General features: G+C 60.0%; 9 protein-coding genes. 5 read left to right on the forward strand and 4 right to left on the reverse strand.

Features of this window, described 5'->3' with window-relative positions; translation table 11 throughout:
- Positions 1-68: 68 nt before the first annotated feature.
- The 5 genes from cobG (at position 69) to ACA072_RS03060 (ending at position 11,843) form a co-directional block, all read left to right on the forward strand.
- Complete coding sequence (gene cobG, locus ACA072_RS03040; protein WP_497623037.1) at positions 69-1,376, forward strand: precorrin-3B synthase; 1,308 nt, start codon at positions 69-71, stop codon at positions 1,374-1,376.
- The gene (locus tag ACA072_RS03045; protein WP_497623039.1) at positions 1,369-1,995 is read left to right on the forward strand and encodes a precorrin-8X methylmutase; all 627 of its coding nucleotides are present in this window, start codon (positions 1,369-1,371) and stop codon (positions 1,993-1,995) included. Before cobG ends, ACA072_RS03045 begins: the two co-directional genes overlap by 8 nt.
- On the forward strand, positions 1,992-2,726 hold the full coding sequence (locus ACA072_RS03050; protein ID WP_497623041.1) for a precorrin-2 C(20)-methyltransferase: 735 nt from the start codon (positions 1,992-1,994) through the stop codon (positions 2,724-2,726). Before ACA072_RS03045 ends, ACA072_RS03050 begins: the two co-directional genes overlap by 4 nt.
- Positions 2,726-4,429 carry a precorrin-3B C(17)-methyltransferase gene (gene cobJ / locus ACA072_RS03055; RefSeq protein ID WP_497623043.1) on the forward strand — a complete coding sequence of 568 codons (1,704 nt, stop codon included), beginning with the start codon at positions 2,726-2,728 and terminating at the stop codon, positions 4,427-4,429. Before ACA072_RS03050 ends, cobJ begins: the two co-directional genes overlap by 1 nt.
- Positions 4,430-4,748: 319 nt before the next feature.
- A complete protein-coding gene (locus tag ACA072_RS03060) occupies positions 4,749-11,843 on the forward strand; it encodes a TcdA/TcdB pore-forming domain-containing protein (RefSeq protein ID WP_497623045.1) in 7,095 nt (2,364 codons plus the stop codon).
- A 20-nt stretch (positions 11,844-11,863) separates the two neighbouring features.
- On the opposite strand, the gene ACA072_RS03065 is transcribed toward ACA072_RS03060, so the two are convergent.
- The 4 genes from ACA072_RS03065 to purH all read right to left on the reverse strand — a co-directional run bounded on the left by ACA072_RS03065 (position 11,864) and on the right by purH (position 18,461).
- Entirely contained in the window at positions 11,864-12,460 is a 597-nt protein-coding gene (locus ACA072_RS03065; RefSeq protein ID WP_008153762.1) for a MarC family protein, read from the reverse strand.
- 64 nt (positions 12,461-12,524) lie between these two features.
- Positions 12,525-15,302, reverse strand: coding sequence for a hybrid sensor histidine kinase/response regulator (locus tag ACA072_RS03070; RefSeq protein ID WP_497623048.1), 2,778 nt, complete (start codon positions 15,300-15,302; stop codon positions 12,525-12,527).
- A 99-nt stretch (positions 15,303-15,401) separates the two neighbouring features.
- Positions 15,402-16,697, reverse strand: coding sequence for a phosphoribosylamine--glycine ligase (purD, locus tag ACA072_RS03075; RefSeq protein ID WP_497623050.1), 1,296 nt, complete (start codon positions 16,695-16,697; stop codon positions 15,402-15,404).
- A 156-nt stretch (positions 16,698-16,853) separates the two neighbouring features.
- Positions 16,854-18,461, reverse strand: coding sequence for a bifunctional phosphoribosylaminoimidazolecarboxamide formyltransferase/IMP cyclohydrolase (gene purH / locus ACA072_RS03080; RefSeq protein WP_497623052.1), 1,608 nt, complete (start codon positions 18,459-18,461; stop codon positions 16,854-16,856).
- Between the last annotated feature and the right edge of the window lie 65 nt (positions 18,462-18,526).

Genomic DNA, 18,526 nt, shown 5'->3' on the forward strand with positions numbered 1-18,526 from the left:
ATAATACCGCGCCTTCGCCCTCGAAGCGTCTTTCCCCATAGCCGGTCGCCCCCTTGAACGAACGCCCGATGTCTTCAGCCTTCCGCCCCTCGGCCTGCCCGGGGTTGCTGCGTATTGTCCAGGCACTGGATGGCGGCATCTGCCGGATCAAATTGACTGGCGGTTCAATCAGCGCGGCTCAAGCCGAGGCGGTGGCCGACGCCGCCGAGCGCTTCGCTGGCGGGGTGATCGAGGCCACCAACCGCGCCAACCTGCAGATTCGCGGGATCGGCAGTGAACACGGGGTCTTGATCGATAGCCTGATGGCGACCGGGCTCGGCCCGACCAGCGCGGCGGGCGATGACGTGCGCAATCTGATGCTCAGCCCCGGCGCCGGCATTGATCGGCAGATGCTGATCGATACCCGCCCGCTGGCCGAACAGATCCTCACCACGCTGCAAAGCGATGAGCGCTTTCACGATCTCAGCGCCAAGTTCGCTGTGCAACTGGATGGCGGCGAAGGTCTGGCGATGCTCGAACACCCTCATGATCTTTGGTTGTCCGCTGCTGAACGCGACGGTGAGCGAGTGTTTGCCTTCGGTCTGGCGGGTTGCCTTGTCGAAACGCCCGCAGGCGCAGTGTCGCTGGAGCGGGGGCATGCGTTGGTGGTCGCGGTGATGGAGTTATTTCTGGAACTGGCGCGCCCCGAGCAGACCCGCATGCGGCACCTGCTCGCCGAGTGTGCGCTCGACACGTTTCTCGCGCGTCTCGCCGAGCGTGTGCCGTTGATGTCGATCAAGGCTTGGCACCGCGAGGCAACTCCAAGTGTCCTGCACATCGGCGCTCACCCACAGCGGGACGCCGGACGTGTGTACATCGGTGCAGTACCGCCGCTGGGCCGCCTCAACCCGGCGATGCTCAGAGGCCTCGCACAACTGGCGCGTGAACAGGGTGACGGCACTCTGCGTTTCACGCCTTGGCAAAGCCTGTTACTGCCCGGTGTTCATGGCGAAAATGCGCCTCAAGTTATCCACAACCTTGAACACCTCGGTCTGCGCTGCTCGCCTGACGATGCCCTGGCGCATCTCATCGCCTGCACCGGCTCGACCGGTTGCGGTAAAGGCCTGACCGACACCAAGGGTGACGCCCGACAACTGGCGGCACTGCTGCAACGCCACGGTCAGACGCTGAACGTTCATCTGTCCGGCTGCCAACGTTCCTGCGCGGCCGCGCACATTGCACCAGTGACCTTGCTGGCGGTTTCTTCCGGTCACTACGACCTCTATTTTCGCGATGCAGCGCAGCCGGGTTTCGGCGCGCTGCACGCACGCAACCTTACTATTGAAGCGGTCGCGGCCTTGCTCGACGCCCGCTCACGGAGCCCCCTTAATGCTTGATTACATCCGCGACGGTCAGGAGATCTATCGCAACTCCTTCGCGATCATTCGTGCCGAGGCCAACCTCGAGCGCATCCCGGCCGATCTGGAAAAACTCGCGGTGCGGGTGGTCCACGCCTGCGGCATGGTCGATGCCATCGACGGCCTGCAATTCTCGGAAGGCGCAGGCAAGGCCGGACGCGAGGCGCTGGCCGCGGGTGCGCCGATCCTGTGCGACGCGCGGATGGTCAGCGAAGGCGTGACCCGCACGCGCTTGCCGGCCAACAATCAAGTGATCTGCACCCTGCGCGATGAAAGCGTTCCTGAGCTGGCCCGTGAGCTGGGCAACACCCGTTCCGCCGCCGCGCTGGAGCTGTGGCGCCCGCATCTGGAAGGCAGCGTGGTGGTGATCGGTAACGCACCGACCGCGTTGTTCTATCTGTTGGAAATGCTCGATGCCGGAGCACCGAAACCGGCGCTGATCCTCGGCTTCCCGGTCGGCTTCGTCGGCGCCGCCGAATCCAAGGCAGCGCTGGCGGCAGACAGTCGCGGCGTGCCGTTTGTCATCATGCAAGGCCGGCTGGGCGGTAGTGCCATGGCCGCCGCTGCCGTCAACGCCCTCGCCACGGAGATCGAATGATGCAGACCCCTGGACGCTTGATCGGCCTGGGCGTCGGCCCCGGTGATCCGGAGCTGATTACCGTTAAAGCCCTGCGCCTGCTGCGCGAGTCGCCGGTGGTGGCGTACTTCGTCGCCAAGGGCAAAAAGGGCAACGCCTTCGGCATCATCGAAGCGCATTTGCAGGACGCGCAAACGCTGCTGCCGCTGGTATATCCGGTGACCACCGAAGCGCTGCCGGCACCGCTGTCGTATGAGCAAGTGATCAGCGATTTCTACGATGCAGCCGGCGAAGAACTTGCTGCGCATCTGGATGCCGGTCGTGACGTGGCGGTGATCTGCGAAGGTGATCCGTTCTTCTACGGCTCCTACATGTACCTGCACGATCGCCTGGCCGAACGCTACGAAGCCGAAGTCGTGCCGGGCGTCTGCTCGATGCTGGGTGGCGCTTCGGTGCTGGGTGCGCCGTTGGTGTATCGCAATCAGAGTCTGTCGGTGCTGTCGGGTGTATTGCCCGCCGACGATCTCAAGCGTCGTCTGGCCGATGCCGACGCGGCGGTGATCATGAAGCTGGGGCGCAACTTCCCCAAGGTCCGTCAGGTACTCGAAGAACTCGGTCTGGCAGAGCGCGCGCTGTACGTCGAACGCGCGACCATGGCCAATCAGAAAATCGTCCCGCTGGATCAGGTCGAGCCGATGTCCTCGCCGTACTTCTCGCTGATCATCGTTCCCGGTGAAAGGTGGCAAGGCTGATGGCCCGTCCAGTTCCGGCGATTGTCATTCTCGGCAACGGGAGCCTTGCGACCGCGCGCAAGATTCAGCAGGTCTATCCCGGCGCCTTGATCCATGGCCTGGCCGAGCGGGTTGAAGGTGCGGACCGGGTCTATCACGAGTTCGGCGCGACCTTGCGTGAGTTCTATCAGCAGGACACGCCGATCGTGGCTTTGTGCGCGGCGGGTATCGTGATTCGCACACTGGCGCCATTGCTGCTGGAGAAGGGTGCGGAGCCACCGGTGCTGGCCGTGGCCGAAGATGGCAGCGCCGTGGTGCCGCTGCTCGGCGGCCTCGGTGGCGTGAACGTCATGGCGCGGGAGATTGCTGCCGGTCTTGAGGTCGCTGCGGCGATCACCACCAGCGGCGAATTGCGCTTCGGCACCTGCCTGCTCAATCCACCGAGCGGTTACGCCCTCGGCGACCTGGAACTGGGTAAACGCTTTGTCTCGGATTTGCTCGCGGGTCAAAGCGTGCGCATCGAAGGCGCCGCGCCGTGGCTGGCGCAAGCGCACCTGCCGGAAGACCCACAGGCGCCGTTGTCGATCCACGTCGGCAGTGCCGAGCGCACGCCGGCGACCAATGAATTGCTGATCTACCCACGCAGCGTGCTGGTGGCGGTCAGCGCCGAGGTGGCGGATCTGCCGAATGCGATTCGCACGGCGCTGCATCAGGCGAACATTGCCGTGCAGTCGCTGGCGTGTCTGCTGGCCAGCGAACTGCACATGGCCAATCCTGCGTTGCGTGAGGCGGCACTTGAGCTGGGCGTGCCGCTGCGGTTTACCTCGGTCAACGGCGATGTCAGCGAGCTGGCCCGTCACACCGTGCCGAGCGCAACCGTGGTGTCGGCGGATACCGGCATCGCCATCGCGGTGGCCAGCCAGCCACTGGAGGTTGCACAGATCGGTCGCGCACGCGGTCGTTTGGCCGTGATCGGCCTGGGCCCTGGCGCCGCCGAACTGATGGTGCCTGCGGTCAAGGCCGAACTGGCGCGCGCCAACGATGTGCTCGGTTATGAAACCTACGTGCGCATGGCCGGGCCGTTTCGTGAGGATCAGGTGCTGCATTGCACCGACAACCGCGAGGAAATGCAGCGCGCTCGTCACGCCTTTGAACTGGCGGCTCAAGGACGGTCGGTGGTGGTGGTGTCGTCCGGCGATCCGGGTGTTTTTGCCATGGCCGCGGCAGTACTCGAAGCGTTGCACGAGTCGAGTGAGCCGGGCTGGCACAGCGTTGATCTGGAGATTCTTCCGGGCGTCTCTGCGTCCCTCGCAACAGCGGCTCAGGCTGGCGCGCCGCTGGGCCACGACTTCTGTGTGATGTCCTTGTCGGACAACCTCAAGCCTTGGGCAATTATCGAGAAGCGGCTGGACCTGGCGTCTCAGGCTGACCTGGCGCTGGCGTTCTATAACCCGATCTCTCGATCGCGTCCCTGGCAATTGGGGCGAGCACTGGAGATTGTCGCGCAGCACCGCACCGCTGAAACGCCGGTGGTGTTGGGGCGCGACATTGGTCGTCCGGGCCAGACCTTGCGTGTCACCACGCTCGGTGAGTTGACCCCTGATCAGGTCGACATGCGCACCATGGTGCTGATCGGTTCTTCCACCACCTGCGTGTTCCCGCGCGCCGAAGGTGGCAGCTGGGTGTATACGCCTCGTTGGTACGGCGACAAGCCAACTTCGTAAAAGTCGGCGGCCTCGTCCTGAGGCCGCTTTTATAACCGGTCTGTCGTGAATGAACAGGAAGTCTTTGTGGCAGACGGTTCGATGTCTTGATGTAAGTTAATGTTTGCTCTGGGGTAAAGAGAACTGCCGCCTTCGTTGATGGCTGTCTTTTTAATTGTTTTTTGTTTGTGGTTTTTTGTGGTTTTAAAGTTTCTGAATGTTCGGTTGGTCATCAATTGTTTGTTTTCTTTTTTGAGACTGGAAGCTCCTTCGGTTAGTGTTTTTTGAGAAGGCCGCCTTGGTGGGTCGCCCGCTGTTATTTTTACAGGGAAGTATCTTTATGGGTGAGCAAGCAGCTCGTCATGTGAACGGCTACGTCAATTTTATTGATCTATTTAAACTGTCTGATCTAGAACAAGCGTTACAGGAACATAAAGGGACAGACGAATACGATGCGGTGTTTCGATATTACTTCGCTTGTATCGCCATGCTCGATTTTCCGCGAATGCTTGCCCCACTGGGGTTGCTGCGCGAGGCGCTCGGGTCTTTTGTCGAGCCCAGTCACCGGCGTCGACGTGCGACGGGAATAGAAACGCCAACTGCACAGCAGGGCGCTGCGGCCCTGGGTCTGACGGAAATCCGAGACAGAGTTGAAGGCTTTCAGGTTCGCCTGTCCGACAGCATTGAACACCTGAGTGCCACGGCCACAGAAGTGCCGAAAAATCTGCACTTCGTCTGGCTTGGAGGTGGCCTCGGAACGATTCAGCGCGATTACATCAATGTCTGGAGAACGGTGTTGGCTGGAGAGGGCTATACCGTAAAGCTCTGGTACGACAGCGATGCGTTACTGGCCTATGAAACCAACCGGATCATTGTCGAGGCGGCGAAGGCTGACGCGATGGTGAATGGCGGTCAAAGCGCCAAATCGCATTTTGATCTTGGTGATAAATATGAGGAGCGGGCCATTGTTCTCAAACAACAAATGTTCGCCCATATTAATAAAGCGGTAGGGCGCGGTGTTAGCGCGGATGAAGCACGAATTGATCTTCTGGTCCGTGGATATGGCCAGAATGAAGCAAGCTTGAAAGCCTTGCGTGATAAAAATGACCAGAGTATTTCGGTACTGGGCGAGAGCGGGATGGAACTTCGTGATCTTGCGGCGAATGTAACTCCGCTTCACTTGCAGGACATTTACCAACGGGAAATCAGTCTGCGAGGAAACTTCGCCGCGGCCTCCGATGTGGCACGCATTGAGGCCTTGATGGCTGAAGGTGGGAATTATGCGGATGTCGATAACCTGCCACCTCTTGTGAGGATGATGGGCGATGTGGACATCAGTCAATTCAGCAGCGATGCACGCTTGGGCGTGCTGCAATTGTTGCTGGACCAAAACCCGCAATGGATGCCTGGTCGCGAAGCATCAAGAAGTCAGTATGAAAGTTACCTTGAGCATATTCCTGAAGAGCATCGCCCGACGCTGGAACATTTCGCGAAAAATCACCCGCCGTTGACCAGTGTTTTTCGCGCGCCCGAAGAACGTCTCGTTCGTCCGAACGGACTGCGAGCGGTCGCCGAGGAGGGCAGCCTGAGTAATGCGTTTCTCATGGCTCATCCCGGGTCGGCGATGTTGAACGCGGTCATCGATCGCTTCAAACTCAATTATGAGATCGTTGATACCACGGCCCGCTTGGCCATGGAACGCCGGATCGCCGCTATTGACGGTGAGGCCAGGAGTGGTATTGCGTTGGAAGTCGTCGAAGAAAAGTTCGCCAGCTTGCATGCTCTGCCGACACATTTGGAACCTGCGCAGTTTCTTCTGGCCCAGGCCGCAGCGTCTTACTTCAGCGACGGCATTCGCCCCCAAAGCGAAGTGACCATCTATCTGACCGGGCCTGCTGCGATGCGCGATGCGCTCTCTGATTACGCAAAAATGCATTTCACCCCTCGTGCCGCAGGCGCCTGGCGAAAGGATGTGGCTATTGACCCCATCGCAACGGTGAACCGGCAGACGGAGGAGGAGCAAGACCATTCCTGGAAAGAAAACGAAAGTAACGCCGATGCCTGGCTCAAGAACGAACGGCAACGTTGGGAAAGCGGAAAGTTCAAGGCGCGTTACGTTGGCAAAGTGGATCAGTTGCTGAAGAGCCAGACCATCCATTTCGACCATGGCTGGCCCGTTATTGAAGGTCGACATGTGTTATCGACCGAATTGCTGCAATCCCTGGCGCAACAGCTTGGTGAACCCTTTTTGCGAGCGATGAGTCAGCGGACCACCGGTGAGGTGACTTTCGACAAGCCGTTGCCGCTGAGTTTTGACGAGCGTCAATCCATTCTTGCGCAGGAGGTCGCTCTACCCCCATCGTTGGTCGGTGAGCCGGCTACCAGGGATTTACCTCTGGATGAATTGCTTCACCGCATTGGCCGAGGAACTTTGCAGGTTGAGCAACTTGATCCCCGGCAGCGTTTTTTGATGGGGTCTTTGCTGGGCGCGCGAGCCATGGATCAACGCAACTTTGACCAGGTCCGCGCACGGCTGGAAAACCTCGCCAACAACGTCTCTGAACTGGGTGTGTCACACCGTTACGGGGCTATTGAGCGGGAGTTGTTCAAGGAGAATCACCCTGCGTTCGTTGACGGTCTGGCCAGTGCCTCGACACCTTCCGTAGCCTTTTCCGAGACCAGCATCGAGCTGAAGAGGCAGGCGCTGGAGCAATCACTGACCTTGCTGCAATGGGGGCGCCAGGTCGCCCGGATTCAGCAGGTGGCAAAACTCGAATTCCGTGACCGCATCAGCGAGCGCATGACCGGTGTGCTGGAAAGCTTCGATCACGGCAGTTTCAAACTGGTGCCTCAAGACTTGTTGCTTCAGGGCGCCGGTGACCGGATCGCCGGGCGTTGTTACCCGTTGACATTGGCCATGGCGGCGGCGATCGGCAAGGGGAGCGATGCGGGCAACATCCTTCGTGAGCGTTTTTACCTGGCGGTCATTGAACCCGATACCCGCGACTCGAGTGCATTCGTGAGCATTCTCGAAGAGCTTCGCGACGTCGACGTCCATGACCTCGGCGGACCGGTAGTGCGCTCCGATCTGACACAGGTGATCACGACGCTTGAAGGGAAAACCGGCAGCGGCACGTTGATGCTCAACTCGGATAATCACTCGATGCTGCTGGCCAAAAGTCGTGTTGGTGAGCGCAGTACCTATCATTTCTACGACCCGAATTTTGGTGTGTTCGAGTTCGATACCGCTGTAGCGCTCAGCACAGCGTTGACCCATTTTTTTGTTCGCCAAGAGATGGCGGGGCCTTACGCCGTTTATGGCGAACCCGCTCGTCCGACCTTTGATTTGATTGAACTCGACGCCGCCAGGCTCAATGCAAAAGTACTGCCGTCGGGTGTCCGGGTGTCCAGTCTTTCCGACTCGGGCAGCCTGCCAGAACAGGTGCCTAGAGTCAGGCAGCGGCTGGCCAGTGCGCGAGGGCAGTCGCTGGTCAACAACGCGGTGCTGGGCAGTTCGTTACTGGAACTGGACGCTCACTGGTGGGGCAGACAGATCGCGCAGGCGACACGGCAGTTGCAGGAGCAACACGGGCTGGCGTCGGGCACCGTCGCGTTGTTCGAGACCCTGGAGATAACCCCGGCAGGCGAGTACAAAATCAGTCTGGTCGATACCGATCCAGCTCACACCATTGTGCGCGTCACCACCGATGATCCGCGATTCCTGAGGATCAAGAATTACCTCTCGCAAACCTTCCATGCGTTGGCAGCGCAACCGCATGAAGCGGCGAGCCTGTCTGACCCGACGGACGCCGGCAGCGTCCATACGCTCAATGCCGGTTTCACCGTGCAAGCCTTGATGAACGCACTGCGTCATCACGAAGGCGCGGACAGCGGTGGTGACAAGGCACTGACCACTGCCATTCGCTTGCATGCCTACGTCAACTACGCCCAATTGGTCCACGGCAACGTGGTGGATGTGATTGGCGTTGTGGCACTGGTGCGACAGGCGCTGGACGATGAAAAGCTGATCGCCCGCACCAGTGCGCCGTTGGTGCAAAAGGCCTTGGGTCATGTGGCCAATGAAGGCGTCGGTACGGTACTGGGGATGGTGAATGTCGGGTTTGATATTTACCAGTTGAGCCATGCCACCAATGACATTGAAAAGGCGCAGTTCGGGACGCAGTTGGCGTTCGATTCCGCGAGCGCCGTGTTGGGCGCAGCCGGGCTGGGTGCGGCATTGGCGGGCGCCGGTACCGTGGCGGCGGTGCTGGGCGGTGCCGGGGTGATTCTGGGCGGGTTGGCGGTGGGCGTCGCTGCGCTGGCCGAAGGATTTGCCACCATTGCCGAGGAAGCCAAAGAAGTCGCCCGGTTTTTTGAGGGGCTGGAAAAGGCTTATCTACAGGGCGGCTATCATCTGGAGAAGGCCTCGAATGCCTGGATTGCGCATCCCTTGCTGGTATTCGCCGAGCTTGATTTGCGCGCATCGGCGGCACGTTTCGACAGCCCGAAACTGTTCCCGCTTCGCGACCATTTCGGGGTCCCGGATTTCGATGTGGATTACGAACGCGCCACCGATATCCGCGAGGGCCTGGGGTTGCCCGACTCGGCGTCTTTTTCGCCGCAGCCCGGGCAGACGATCGTATTGCCCGCCACCCCAAAAACCTGGTACGGCTATGAGTACAAGTTGCTGCCGTTTGTCTCGTTTCGTCATGCCGGCGGCTTTGATACGGCACGTCGCCTGGAGAAAAAGAACGAACAGGGGCAATGGCAGTTTCTGTTTTCGTTCTACTCGTTTCCCGGCGAGTACGTGGTCAACCGGCTGAACCCTGTCTACAAAGCAACGGTGTTCAACGTTCGTCTCGACAACGTTGAGCGCTCGCTGGTGGTGCCTGCTCTGCCAAAAGCGTGGCACGGCCTGGTTAGCTACCAGATCGAAGGTGCCGGTGCCCAATGCTCCGTGCTGCTCAATCCCGGGGTGAACCTTGAGCTCGAGGCGCCCGGCCACACGGCCATGCGCTGGGTGCTGCAGGCTCCCTGGCTGGCCGAGGCAGACATCCGGATAGCCGCTGGTGGTCGCCTCATTTCGACTACGTTGGGTGTGACGTTCACAGGCGGCGGTGTTCACGATGTGTTGCTCAAGCTTGCGGGTAACACAATCATGCGCGTTGATCTTGTTGCCCTGACGTTGGAGGTGGTCGAAGAAGAGGCCGATCCGGCGCTCGGAGAGGAAGCGTTGCTGGATCACTTTAAATCACTGGCTCGTGCACACCGACTGGCCATGCCTTACACCGCCGTTCACAACTTTGTGGTGCCGTTTGAAAAACCGGACGAGCCGAGGACGGTGGTCGCCTATTACGACTCGGCTCAGGATCGTTTTCTGTATATCCGCGACCCGAATGTCTTGTTGGCCGATGAGGTTGTGTTGGGAGCGGTGGTCGAAGACTCGGCCTTTTTCTATCACCCCGAGAGTTTCGATGTCTGGCAGGTCGACGCGACCACCGGCACGCTGGTCCGACGCTATCGTTTGCTGGTCAGCGAGGGCTTGACCATTACCCGCTGTGAGGCTGTGGCCAACGGCGGCATTCAGGTCGTGCAGCAGTCCACGCCAAAGGATGGCCCGCACGATGAGCTGACTTTTATGATCCATGAAGGGGCCGTGTTGCTTGGCTCAATCACCCGCGGTCACGATCCGGCATTGCAGGCCGTTTTACAGGGCGACACGCTCACGGACTGGAAGCAGGTACTGGGCGACTATGTGTTGCCGGCAGAGTCCATCGATACCGTAAATTGGCGCCCCGCTGCATTGGTTTCGATTTGTTGGCAGTTCGAAGACACGTCTCGTGATCTGGTCTGGGTCCGCGATGTGGACGGGTTGATCATCCGTGCGGCTGCCCGACGTCACCATGCGAGGGGATGGGAAGATTCGATCAAGGCTTTGAATACCCTTTTGCTTGTCGCTCCCGCTGGTGCCGAGGGAGAGGTGTTCGTCACTTACGACAAGCCTGTTGGAAGCCTCATGCGACAGCAACGATCGATGGTGGAGGGACGCGTGCAATGGTCGTCCAGGGAAATTGCCCCTCCCGGGCTGAAAAATGTTGTTGCTGTTGAGCAGGGCCACCTCGCCCTGACCGACGCCGGTCTGTTCTTCAATATGACGCCGGACGGGTATCTGCGCTTGGGCGGCTTGACCGAAACCTGGTTCAAGGATCGAACCCAGTGGTGGTCTGCATTGCCAGCGGTGTCGACGCGCTACCCGGTGTCGAGTTTCGCCCTCCTTGGGTTGACCAACTTTGCGGGGGACGCCGGATTGTGCGCCTGGTACCTGGAGGATCGTCTGTTGCTCGCGGATCTCGGCCATGGCAAAGAAGTGCGGTTGCTGAGTATCGCTCCAGACAGTCAAGCCGCCTGGTTGTTCGATCTCTCAACGGGCAGGATTTTGCGCCAGCGCTTTATCGATTCGAAACTTTTGAGCACTGCATTCGGCCAAGGAACCAGACTTTTGCACGCTGAGGCATTACCCGCCCCGATGCAGGAGTGGGCACCCTGGATCTTTACCGACGTGAAGGTGGAGGGTGCAGGCTTGACGGCCACGACGCTCGATGGCCTGGAGGTGGATTTACAGCACAACGAACTGGTACGTATTAGGGGTGTGGACAGCCGCTGGGTCATGGCACTGGAAGGCCCCTTGAGTGAGGGGCTGGCGGCGCTGGCCAACGAATATCGATGCGCCGATTTCCTGTCGGTCAAAGACCCTGAGTACCTTCAATGGTATGTGGTCCGGACCGGACGATTGATCCGGATTCCGAAAGCCGCCATTACTGCGCAATACACGCTGGTGGGCACCCGGGATCAAACCAATGTGATGCTGCACGAAAGCGGGGATGGGCTGTTGCACACCTATCCGCAGAAAAGCTCTGTCGGGCCACTCGACTATGTGCAGCGAAACGCCGAAGTGCTGGTGGTCGAGGGGGCGAAGACGGTCACTGACCTTCTGCCGTTGATTGCCGATGATGTCAGCATCCTGGTGCTCAAAATGGGGCAGGGGGCAACGACTGGCCGGCTGAACCGAGCGGCCTGGTTGAAACTTGAATCGGTGATCGTCGATTGTCGTTATCCGCTTGAGCGTCCACCCTTGATTCCGGGGAAACTGATTCTGGACGCTTCGATCATGGATCAGTTATGGGTCAGCCTGGTCGATGAACACTTGGTGATGAACGGCGTGGATAGCGGGCATAGCCTGATTTTTCGTGGCGTTTACTCAGCGGATGTGGCGTTGCGGGGTGATGTGTTTCTTTCGCTCAATGGCTATCGATCACGTGCGGTTTCGGAAATAGTGAGCGAGTTGCTGAGGCAAAAGGGTGTTTCCGGCAGCGCAACGTTGGCGGAGCTGATGTCGAATTATCAGCTCGAGGTGATCGCGGAGCCGGCTATTTAGAGCGTGCATTCCCTCGCTGACTACGGCACCAGATAACCTTTCACGCCCGTGAAGATAATCTGTGCCGCCAGCGCGCACACGAACAGTCCCATCAACCGGCTGACAATCTGCAAGCCTTGGTCTCCGAGAATCCGCTCGATACGGTTGGACAGGTAAAGCACCACGCCGACCGTAAAACTGGCCAGGGCAATACTGAGAATGGCCGTGAGTTTGTCGTCCCAATGCGGCTGGCTCACGCCCATGACCAGCAAGGCACCAATGGTGCCGGGGCCGACCGTCAATGGAATGGTCAGCGGGACGATGGTCACGTCCTGCTGCACGTTGTCAGTCTGCACCGCCGACTTGCCCTGGGCCATGCCCAGCGCCGAGATAAACAGCACGCTGCCGGCACCGATGCGGAACGCGTCCACGGTGATGCCGAAGACACTGAAAATTACCCGCCCGAACAGATACAGCAAGATGCTGGACACCAGTGTGGCGGTTGCCACTTTCCAGGCCAGGCGTCGCTGTTCCTTGCGTGAATAACCGCGAGTCAGGCTGATGAAGCAGGACAACACGAAGAACGGGCTGTAGAGCACCAGCATCTTCAGGTAAACGCTGAATAACACGTGGAGCATGGTGCAGGCTCACAGTCTGGGGAAGTCGAGGGGGAGTCTATCAGGCGTTACGGGGTCTGTCGGCTCAAGAGGTAGGCGCCGCTGCCCGGTTGTGTTGATCGCGCTGGGCAACCCAGTGCTCGATCAAATCGCGCAACTGCGACAGTTCGACCGGTTTGGCCATGTGCCCGTCCATGCCGGCCTGGCGTGCACGCTCTTTATGCTCTGCCAGGATGTGTGCGGTCAGCGCCACCACTGGCGTGCGAATCCGCTGGTTGCCGACTTCCCAGGCACGTAGCTGCTGGGTGGCAGAAAAGCCATCGAGGATCGGCATTTCACAGTCCATCAGGACCAGGTCATAACGCTGGGCTTTCATGGCCTGCAAGGCTTCTTCGCCATTGCTGGCGGTGTCCGGTTGCAGGTTGAGCTTGCCGAGCATGCCGCGAATCACCTTGGTCGAGATGTTGTTGTCCTCGGCCACCAGGATACGGAAATCACTCGGGACCTTGACCGGAAGCGTCGGGCCGGTGGGCAAATGCGGCGAGACGGCCGGGCCCTTGTTGCGTTGGTTGAGCTCGTCGGCCAGGGTGGTCTTGAGGGTGTAGCCGGCCACCGGTTTGGCGAGGATGCGTTTGATCCCGGAGTTGCGCGCGATGATCTTGCTCGGCGCGTTACTGATGCCGGTGAGCATGATCAGCAGAATGTCGTGGTTCAGGCTCGGGTCTTCCTTGATCTTGGCCGCCAGTTGCATGCCGGTCATGCCGGGCATGTTCTGATCCAGCAGGACCACGTCGAAATAATCGCGCAGGTGAGCCTTGGTGCGCAGCAGCGCCAGCGCCTCTTTACCGGATGGCACGGCGCTGACGTTCAGGCCCCAGGCGCTGCATTGCTGCACCAGCACTTTGCGGCAGGTGTCGTTATCGTCCACCACCAGCACGCGCGCACCTTGCAGCGGACCGTCGAGGTCGGAAGTCGGGTGTTCGAGACGATCAGGGTCCAGGGGCAGGGTCAGCCACAAGGTGCTGCCTTGGTTGGCGCCGCTCTTGATGCCGAATTCCCCTTGCATCAAACGGATCAGCTGACGGGCAATCACCAGCCCCAGATTGCCGCCCAGACTGGTCGCCGAGAGGAAGTGCTTGCTGTGCAGTTCGGCGTGCATCAGCGCGTCGCGTTCTTCGGCCTCCATCGGCACGCCGCTGTCCTGCACGGCAATGCGCAGGCGCGGTTTGGCACTGCGTTCGTCGAGGGCGACGACAATCAGGATCTCGCCCTCGTCGGTTTTCTTCAGGGCGTTTTCCAGCAGGCTCAGCAAGGTCTGGCGCAGGCGCGTCGGATCGCCGCTGATGACACGCGGCACTTGCGGCTGGATGAAGCTGATCAGCTCGACGTTCTGCTGTTCGGCCTTGGCGCGGAAGATGCTCAGGCAGTCTTCGATCAAGGCGTTGAGGTCGAACTGCACGTCGTCCAGTTCGATCTGCCCGGACTCGAGCTTGGAGATGTCGAGAATCTCGTTGATCAGGGTCAGCAGTTCGTTGCCGGCGCTGTGGATGGTCTGCACATAGTCACGCTGCTTGACCGACAACGGTGTGCCCAGCAGCAGTTCGGTCATGCCCAGCACGCCGTTCATCGGGGTGCGGATTTCGTGGCTGATCTTCGCCAGGAACTCGGCCTTGGCGTTGATCTCGGCGTTGCTGGCTGCCAGATCGCGGCTGACGCTGAAACGGTCTTCGGTAATGCTGCGCTGGCGTTCGCCCAACGCAATGCTCATCAACAGGCCACTGATGCAGATGAACGCCAGCAGCGTCATGATCAAGCCTTGAGGTGCGACCAGTGTCAGCCCCAATAGCGCCGGCAAGATGATCAGCGTGCCGATGTTGAACACCACCATCGCTGCCACGAACAGGCGCGCCGGGCGATAACCCTTTTGCCAGTGATAGGCGCCGACGAACAACATGCTCAGGCCCGCGAGTGCGACCAGGGCGTAGGTAATGATGTTCAAAGGCAGTGTGTTGACGAACAACAACAGCAAGCCGCAGACCACGATGAATAGAATGTCCCCCAGCAACAGCTTGTTCAGCGGATGCGAGCCGAGGGGGGCGAAGAAGCGATAGGCGAACATCAGGCCGCAGGGCGCCGTCATCAGCAAGGCAAGATACGCGCCGGGCGTCTGCACTGCGTGCCAGTTGGGTAGCCAGGGCCCTGCCAGATTCAGCAACAGCAACAGGCTGAGCATCAACAACGCTTCGCATCCGGCCAGCCAGAGGCTGCTGCGCGAGCGGGTATAGGCATAGCGGACGAGGTTGTGCAGGATCAGCATGCCGATGCAACCGAACAACAGGCCGTAAATCAGCATCTGGTTCTGATTGGCCGCGGTCATGATCGCCGATTGCAGGGTGATGTACGGCCGCAACTGGTGTTCGGACACCAGCCGCAGGTAGACGTCGAGGGGTTTGTCGCTTTGCGGCAGCGGTAACATGAAATCGCTGCTGGGCAGGGGACGGTCAGCCTGGGGCTGGCCGGTGCCGGTGTTCAATTGATCGATCAGCGTGTCGCCGTCGAGCACATACAGATTGAGGCGCGACAGGTCGGGGGCGAACACTCGCAGCAATTGCTCGTGCTTGCCGGGCGCCAGCCGGAAACGCAGCCACAACGCGCCATCGGGCTCGGCCGCGGTGAGGCGATCGAGTTCGGTGGGGCTGAATTGATTGGTGTAGCGAGATGAGCGGATATCGCTCAGCTGCAGGTCGCCCTGTTCGTCAAGCAATACCGCCCAACCACTGCCTTGCGCGGCCTGTGCCGGGAGCATGCAGAGCAAGGTCAGCAGCGTGACAGTGAAACCTATGGCAATCCTGAGCCAGCGCACGGCGAAATCCCTTCGTAGGTTGATGCCAGATTATAACTATGCGCGGCGCCGGAACAGTCCGGCAAGGGCCTGAAGCCCAAGCCCTGCCGAACGGATCGCTTATTCCTGATTTTCGCCGCGCTCACGGGCAATGGCACGGTAGCCAATGTCCTTGCGATAGAAACAGCCTTCCCAATCAATTTTGGCCGCCAGCTTGTAAGCCTGCTGCTGGGCAGCATCAACGCTGGCGCCCATGGCGGTTGCGCAAAGCACCCGGCCACCGGCCGTCACCACTTGACCGTCTTTTAGTGCAGTACCTGCGTGGAAGACTTTGCCTTCCAGTGCGGCAGCTGCATCGAGACCGTTGATGGCAATGCCTTTAGCGTAGTCACCAGGATAGCCGCCCGCCGCCAGCACGATGCCGACGCTCGGACGCGGATCCCATTGTGCTTCGACCTTGTCCAGGGCTTGCGCCAGGGCCGCTTCGACCAGCAACACCAGGCTCGACTGCAAACGCAGCATCACCGGTTGGGTCTCAGGATCACCGAAACGGCAGTTGAACTCGATAACTTTTGGGTTACCAGCCTTGTCGATCATCAGACCGGCATACAGGAAACCGGTGTAGACATTGCCTTCATCGGCCATGCCGCGCACGGTCGGCCAGATCACCAGGTCCATGACGCGCTTGTGCACTTCAGCGGTCACGACCGGGGCAGGGGAGTAGGCACCCATGCCGCCAGTGTTCGGGCCGGTGTCGCCGTCGCCGACGCGTTTGTGGTCCTGGCTGGTGGCCATCGGCAACACATTCTTGCCGTCGACCATGACGATGAAACTGGCTTCTTCGCCGTCGAGGAATTCTTCGATCACAACGCGTGAACCGGCGTCGCCAAAAGCGTTGCCTGCGAGCATATCGCGCACGGCGTCTTCGGCGTCGCGCAGGGTCATGGCGACGATCACACCTTTGCCGGCGGCCAGGCCATCGGCCTTGATCACGATTGGCGCGCCTTTTTCACGCAGATAAGCCAAGGCTGGCTCGATCTCGGTGAAGTTCTGGTAATCGGCCGTCGGGATCTTGTGGCGTGCCAGGAAGTCCTTGGTGAAGGCTTTCGAACCTTCCAGCTGCGCAGCACCGGCCGTCGGGCCGAAGCAATCCAGGCCGCGGGAGCGGAACAGATCGACAACACCGGCGACCAGCGGCACTTCCGGGCCAACGATGGTCAGGGAAACGTTCTTCTCGGCAAAGTCGGCCAGCTGCTCAAGGGCCAATACGTCGATTGCGACGTTCTCGCACTTGGCTTCAGTGGCGGTGCCGGCGTTGCCCGGGGCAACAAACACTTTCTGCACACGCGGATCCTGAGCCACTTTCCAGGCCAGTGCGTGTTCACGGCCACCGCTGCCAATGATCAAAACATTCATTTTAAAAACCTCGGATGACGCTAATTCTGTGGGCAGCGCTGAAGCTGCTTTTCTGTGGGAGCTGGCCTGCCGGCGATGCAGGCGACTCGGTTCATCAGTTAGACCGAGGAGATGCTATCGCTGGCAGGCCAGCTCCCACATTTGGATCGAGTTGAATCAATGACGGAAGTGGCGCATGCCGGTGAATACCATGGCGATGCCGGCTTCGTCAGCAGCTGCAATCACTTCCGCATCACGCATCGAACCACCCGGCTGGATCACCGCAGTGATGCCGACCTTGGCCGCATTGTCCAGGCCGTCACGGAACGGGAAGAACGCGTCGGATGCCATCACCGAGCCTGCCACTTGCAAACCGGCGTGTTCAGCCTTGATCGCGGCGATACGCGCGGAGTTCACGCGGCTCATCTGGCCAGCGCCGACGCCGATGGTCTGACGGTTCTTGGCGTAGACAATGGCGTTGGATTTAACGTACTTGGCGACTTTCCAGGCGAAGATCAGGTCGTTGATTTCCTGTTCGGTCGGCGCACGTTTGGTCACGACTTTCAGGTCTTCGCTGCCGATCATGCCGACATCGCGGCTTTGTACCAGCAAACCACCGTTGACTCGTTTGTAGTCCCAGGCAGCGGCGCGATCAGCCGACCACTCGCCGCAGGCCAGCAGGCGCACGTTGGCTTTAGCAGCCACAATGGCGCGGGCTTCTTCGCTGACGCTTGGCGCGATGATCACTTCGACGAACTGACGCTCGACGATGGCCTTGGCGGTTTCAGCATCCAGTTCACGGTTGAACGCGATGATGCCGCCGAACGCGGATTCGGTGTCGGTGGCGTAGGCCAGTTCGTAGGCCTGACGGATACCGCCTTCGGCGTCCGGGCTGACTGCAACGCCGCACGGGTTGGCGTGTTTGACGATCACGCAGGCGGGTTTGACGAAGCTCTTCACGCATTCCAGCGCGGCGTCGGTGTCGGCCACGTTGTTGTACGACAGTTCTTTGCCTTGCAGTTGGGTCGCGGTGGCGATGCCGACTTCGGCAGGCTTGGCTTCCACATAGAACGCCGCGCTCTGGTGCGGGTTCTCGCCGTAGCGCATTTCCTGCGCCTTGACGAACTGGCTGTTGAAGGTGCGCGGGAACTCGCTGCGACCTTCAGTGCTGAGGGTGTCAGCGGCCTGGTTCACGGTGCCCATGTAGTTGGCGATCATGCCGTCGTAGGCTGCGGTGTGTTCGAAGGCCTTGAGCATCAGGTCGAAACGCTGAGCGTAAGTCAGGCCGCCGACCTTCAGGCCTTCGAGGACGCTGGCGTAGTCGCTGGCATTCACCACGATGGCCACGTCTTTATGGTTTTTTGCTGCCGAACGGACCATGGTCGGGCCGCCGATATCGATGTTTTCGATCGCGGTCGGCAGGTCGCAGCCTGGCTTGTTGATGGTGGCTTCGAACGGGTACAGGTTGACCGCCACCAGATCGATCGGCTTGATGCCGTGCTCGTTCATGATGGCGTCATCGATACCGCGACGACCGAGGATCCCGCCGTGGATTTTCGGGTGCAGGGTTTTTACCCGACCGTCCATCATTTCTGCGAAACCGGTGTAATCCGCGACTTCCACTGCGGCAACACCGTTGTCGCGCAGCAGCTTGAACGTTCCGCCGGTGGAGAGGATCTCGACACCCAGGGCTTCGAGCTCCTTGGCGAATTCGAGGATCCCGGTCTTGTCGGAAACGCTGATCAAGGCGCGGCGGATCGGCAGGCGGGTAGTCTGGTCGGTCATTTCAATTTCCATCAAAAGCAAAGGAGTCAGCAAAAAAGGCGACCGGTTTTACGCGGGCGCCTTTC

Source organism: Pseudomonas sp. LBUM1656 (assembly GCF_059716065.1).

Coding starts and splice junctions, on each gene's coding strand:
- ACA072_RS03065 (WP_008153762.1), bottom strand. CDS start 12,460: ATGCTCCACGTGTTATTCAGCGTTTACCTGAAGATGCTGGTGCTCTAC.
- purH (WP_497623052.1), bottom strand. CDS start 18,461: ATGACCGACCAGACTACCCGCCTGCCGATCCGCCGCGCCTTGATCAGC.
- ACA072_RS03050 (WP_497623041.1), top strand. CDS start 1,992: ATGATGCAGACCCCTGGACGCTTGATCGGCCTGGGCGTCGGCCCCGGT.
- ACA072_RS03060 (WP_497623045.1), top strand. CDS start 4,749: ATGGGTGAGCAAGCAGCTCGTCATGTGAACGGCTACGTCAATTTTATT.
- cobG (WP_497623037.1), top strand. CDS start 69: ATGTCTTCAGCCTTCCGCCCCTCGGCCTGCCCGGGGTTGCTGCGTATT.
- ACA072_RS03045 (WP_497623039.1), top strand. CDS start 1,369: ATGCTTGATTACATCCGCGACGGTCAGGAGATCTATCGCAACTCCTTC.
- cobJ (WP_497623043.1), top strand. CDS start 2,726: ATGGCCCGTCCAGTTCCGGCGATTGTCATTCTCGGCAACGGGAGCCTT.
- purD (WP_497623050.1), bottom strand. CDS start 16,697: ATGAATGTTTTGATCATTGGCAGCGGTGGCCGTGAACACGCACTGGCC.